Source organism: Lutibacter sp. (assembly GCF_041562875.1).
Classification (GTDB): domain Bacteria; phylum Bacteroidota; class Bacteroidia; order Flavobacteriales; family Flavobacteriaceae; genus Lutibacter.
In genome coordinates, this window is sequence record NZ_JBFFOE010000146.1 from 1 (window position 1) to 4731 (window position 4731).

Here is a 4731-nt window from a genome sequence, read left to right on the forward strand (position 1 = left end):
CCTAATAAATATAGAGGTACTCCATTTGAAATAACTCTGTCTACATCTTCATTGGCTGTTATTACTTCATAAACTGAATTTTTAGTATTAAAAATACCATTATCAACCAGATTAACGCCTATACTTTCTATTTCCTTTTCACAAGAAATTATTGTAAAAAATACTATTGAGAATAGCCCTAAGTATTTTAATACTTTTACAACTTTAGTTGTCATATGTAATTTTTGATTTTTGATGATTAAACTATAAAATTTTGTTCAAATAAAATTCAGTATAAGCAGTATCAAATTCACTTACATGAAAATAATCTAACACAGGCTTATCAGTTGTTTTTAAAAATTCTTCTAACTCAGCTGGTAATTCTTCACTTCCTTTAATAATACCATCAGAGTTTTCAATGGCATTAATTAAAATATTTGTATAGTTTGGATTGGAAATTGTTTTAATTTTTGATTCATCAATAGTATCGAACTTAATTTTCTTAGAAAAATCTTTACTTAATGTCCCTTCAAAACCATTATTATAAAGGGATGTTACTATTTTACTACCATTAAATAATGCATCATCTTTATAATATTCCTTAATATATAATGGTAAAAGAGAAGCCATCCACCCGTGAACATGAATAATATCTGGCGCCCAATTTAATTTTTTTACAGTTTCTACTACACCTTTTGCAAAAAATATAGCCCTTTCATCGTTGTCTTCAAACAAGTTATTATCTTCATCTGTGTATAATGCTTTTCTTTTAAAATACTCTTCATTATCAATAAAATAAACTTGCATTCTTTCTTTTGGTATTGAAGCAACTTTAATTATTAACGGCATATCCATGTCATTAATCACTAAATTCATACCTGATAAACGGATTACTTCATGCAATTGATGCCTTCTTTCATTAATTAAACCGAAGCGAGGCATAAAAATTCGGGTTTGCCCACCTTTACCATGAACCATTTTTGCAGTTTCAAATGCTGTTGTTGACAATTCGTTTTCTGGCAAATATGGCACTACTTCTGAAGAAACAACCAATACTCTCTTATCTTTCATAAACCAACTCTATATTTAAAGAATATGCAAAATTACGAAAATTAATGTAGAATTAAGCTTGAAAAATGTAAGTTTGCACGCTTTTAACGTTTATTTACAATACAGTAACACATCAATATGTTAGTTTTTGCTAAAATAAAATCGGTTCAACAAAAAATTAAGTCATTAAAAAAAGGAACTTCTATTGGCTTTGTACCTACTATGGGAGCACTTCACAAAGGCCATTTGTCGCTTATTGAACAAGCTAAAAAAGAAAATGACATTGTGGTTGTAAGTATTTTTATAAACCCAACTCAGTTTAATAAACAAGAAGACTTAGTAAATTACCCAAAAACTATTGATAGTGATTTATCGCTTTTAAAATCAGTATATTGCGATATAGTTTTTACACCATCTGCTGAAGAAATCTACAACAATAACATTATCTCTCAATTATTTAATTTTGATGGTTTAGAGCATCAAATGGAAGGAAAATTTAGAGATGGGCATTTTGATGGAGTTGGAACCATTGTTAAACGATTGTTTGAAATTGTAACTCCTACAAAATCTTATTTTGGGGAAAAAGATTTTCAGCAATTGCAAATTATTAGAAAAATGGTTGAAAAAAACCAAATTCACACCAAAATTATTGGATGTGAAATTTATAGAGAAGATGATGGTTTAGCTATGAGTTCTAGGAATAGCAGACTGACAAAAGAGCACAGAGCAATTGCACCTTTTATTTATAAAACTCTAAAAAAAGCAAAAAAAGAATTTGGTATAAAAAATGCTCAAGAAGTTATATCTTGGGTTGAAAATGAGTTTAAAAAACAACCATTATTAGAGCTAGAATATTTTGAAATTGCTGATGAAGAAACCCTTCATCCAATAAAAAATAAAGACCCAAAGCAAAAATACAGAGCTTTTATAGCTGTTTTTGCTGGTAAAATTAGACTTATAGATAATATAAGTTTGTAAAATAAGAATAGATTAACACAAAATTATTAATTTTGCACTATGCAAATACAAGTAGTAAAATCAAAAATCCATAGAGTTAAAGTCACAGGAGCTGACTTACAATATATTGGAAGTGTGACTATTGACGAGAATTTAATGGACGCATCAAATATTATTCAAGGAGAAAAAGTTCAAATTGTAAACATTAACAATGGTGAACGTCTTGAAACTTATGCTATTCCTGGACCAAGAAACAGTGGAGAAATTACATTAAACGGGCCAGCCGCTCGTAAAGTAGCAAAAGGAGATATTGTTATTATTATTTCTTACGGAATCATGGACTTTGAAGAAGCGAAGTCTTTTAAACCTACACTCATTTTTCCGAATGAAAGTGACAATTCACTAACCTAAATTGATCAAAAAACTAAAAAAGATAAGTTTTATAACACTTCCAATCGCATTGGGAGTGTTTTTAATTTGGTATTCACTATCCAAGCTAACAAACAATGATATACAATCTATAGAGGCATCATTTAGAACGGCAAATTATTGGTGGGTTGCTTTATCATTATTTTTTGGTGCTTTAAGTCATTTATCACGCGCTTATCGCTGGCAATTTTTATTAGAACCTTTAGGTTATAAACCTAGATTAGCTAATAGTATTATGGCAGTTTTAATTGCTTATTTATTAAATTTAGTGATTCCTAGATCAGGTGAAATTGCGCGAGCAGCTAGCATAAATAAATATGAAAATATTCCATTTAAGAAAGCCTTTGGAACTATTGTTGCTGAACGGGTAGCAGATGTAATTATGCTATTAAGCATTATTGGAGTCGCTTTTTTTCTGCAAACTAAATTAATCAGTAGCTATATTTTTAAAGACGAAGGAGAAAGTAGTATCTATTCAAAAATTCTAATTTTTGGTGTATTTCCATTAATTATTTTTCTAATTTATCGATTTTTAAAAAAATCTAAAAATCTTATAATTGTAAAAATTGTAGCATTTATTAATGATTTATTAGACGGTGTAAAAAGTATTTTCAAAATGAAGAAAAAGTGGGAGTTTATTTTTCACACCATTTTTATTTGGATCATGTATGTGTTAATGTTTTATGCTGTAACATTTGCATTACCAGAAACTACCAATCTTCCTTTTGCAGCCATTATTGTTGGTTTTGTAGTTGGCGGTTTAAGTATGGCGTTAACAAATGGAGGTTTAGGTACTTATCCGGTTTTTGTAGCAAGTGCACTTATTTTATACAATGTAGATGATAATCCGGCTCGTGCTTTTGGTTGGATTATGTGGACAGCACAAACTATAATGGTAATTGTTTTTGGTGGTTTATCCTTTTTATTACTTCCAATCTATAATAAATACCAAAAATAACTAAGAATTCTTCCTATATTTACTTCTTTCAACTTACTTAAAAATGGCTAAAACCAATACAACTTTTTTCTGTCAAAATTGTGGAACGCAATATGCAAAATGGCTAGGGCAATGTAAATCTTGCAACGAATGGAATACCATAGTTGAAGAAATTATTCAAAAAGAAGAAAAAAGAAATTGGAAACAAACTTCTGAAGCAAAAAAAGCCAATAAAGCATTAAAAATTAATGAAATATCCTTAGATAAAGAAGATAGAATTTCAACCAATAACAATGAATTTAATAGAGTTTTAGGTGGTGGTTTAGTAAAAGGATCTATGCTGTTATTGGGAGGAGAACCTGGCATTGGTAAATCTACCTTATTATTACAAATTGCATTAACAATACCTAAAAAAGTATTGTATGTTTCAGGCGAAGAAAGCCAATCTCAAATAAAAATGCGCGCTGAACGCTTACAAATTACAAATACAAACTGCTTAATTTTAACTGAAACAAATACCCAAAATATTTTTAAAGCTATTGAAGAAATAAACCCTGATGTTGTTGTTATAGATTCAATTCAAACATTACATACTGAACACATTGAGGCATCTCCTGGTTCTATATCACAAATTAGAGAAACTACTGCCGAACTTATAAAATTTGCTAAAGAAACAGCAACTCCTGTTGTTTTAATTGGGCACATTACTAAAGATGGTACCATTGCTGGACCTAAAATATTAGAACATATGGTTGATGTTGTTTTGCAATTTGAAGGCGATAGAAATCATACCTATAGAATATTACGCGCAAATAAAAACCGTTTTGGTTCTACTGCTGAGCTTGGCATTTATGAAATGCAAAATATTGGTTTAAGAGAGGTTGACAACCCTTCTGAAATTTTAATTTCTCAAAAAGAAGGTGATTTAAGCGGCACAGCCATTGCAGCTACTTTAGAAGGTGTTAGACCGTTAATGATTGAAGTCCAAGCTTTGGTAAGTACTGCCGTTTACGGGACTCCTCAACGCTCATCTACAGGTTATGACACCAAACGTTTAAATATGCTTTTAGCAGTTTTAGAAAAAAGAGCTGGTTTCAGACTTGGCGCAAAAGATGTATTTCTGAATATTGCAGGAGGTATAAAAGTTGACGATCCAGCAATTGATTTAGCCGTAATAAGTGCTATTTTATCATCAAATGAAGATGTTGCAATTCCTCAAGATTTTTGTTTTGCAGCTGAAATAGGTTTGGCTGGTGAAATTCGCCCAGTAAACCGAGTAGAACAACGTATTTTAGAAGCTGAAAAACTAGGATTTCATAAAATATTTATCTCAAAATTTAATAAAATAAGTAAAATAAATCACAACATTAAAGTGATTA

Annotated in this window: 5 protein-coding genes and 1 pseudogene; 4 read left to right on the plus strand and 2 right to left on the minus strand. The window is 30.0% G+C overall.

Annotation, left to right across the window (positions count from 1 at the left end):
- Together ABY863_RS12835 and ABY863_RS12840 are read right to left on the minus strand one after the other, a co-directional pair.
- Positions 1 to 215 (minus strand): annotated as a pseudogene (locus tag ABY863_RS12835) (hypothetical protein); the annotation flags it as partial.
- A 28-nt stretch (positions 216 to 243) separates the two neighbouring features.
- Positions 244 to 1050 (minus strand): glycogen/starch synthase, encoded by an 807-nt coding sequence (locus tag ABY863_RS12840; RefSeq protein ID WP_372795459.1) that lies wholly within the window; start codon positions 1048 to 1050, stop codon positions 244 to 246.
- 117 nt (positions 1051 to 1167) lie between these two features.
- Between ABY863_RS12840 and panC the strand changes: the two genes are divergently transcribed.
- The 4 genes from panC to radA all read left to right on the plus strand — a co-directional run.
- Entirely contained in the window at positions 1168 to 2007 is an 840-nt protein-coding gene (panC, locus tag ABY863_RS12845; RefSeq protein WP_372795461.1) for a pantoate--beta-alanine ligase, read from the plus strand.
- A 39-nt stretch (positions 2008 to 2046) separates the two neighbouring features.
- Positions 2047 to 2397, plus strand: coding sequence for an aspartate 1-decarboxylase (gene panD, locus ABY863_RS12850; protein WP_372795464.1), 351 nt, complete (start codon positions 2047 to 2049; stop codon positions 2395 to 2397).
- Between the two features lies 1 nt (position 2398).
- Entirely contained in the window at positions 2399 to 3373 is a 975-nt protein-coding gene (locus tag ABY863_RS12855) for a lysylphosphatidylglycerol synthase transmembrane domain-containing protein (RefSeq protein ID WP_372795466.1), read from the plus strand.
- 43 nt (positions 3374 to 3416) lie between these two features.
- Positions 3417 to 4731: DNA repair protein RadA (gene radA, locus ABY863_RS12860; protein WP_372795468.1), on the plus strand; the 1315-nt coding region annotated here is incomplete at its 3' end.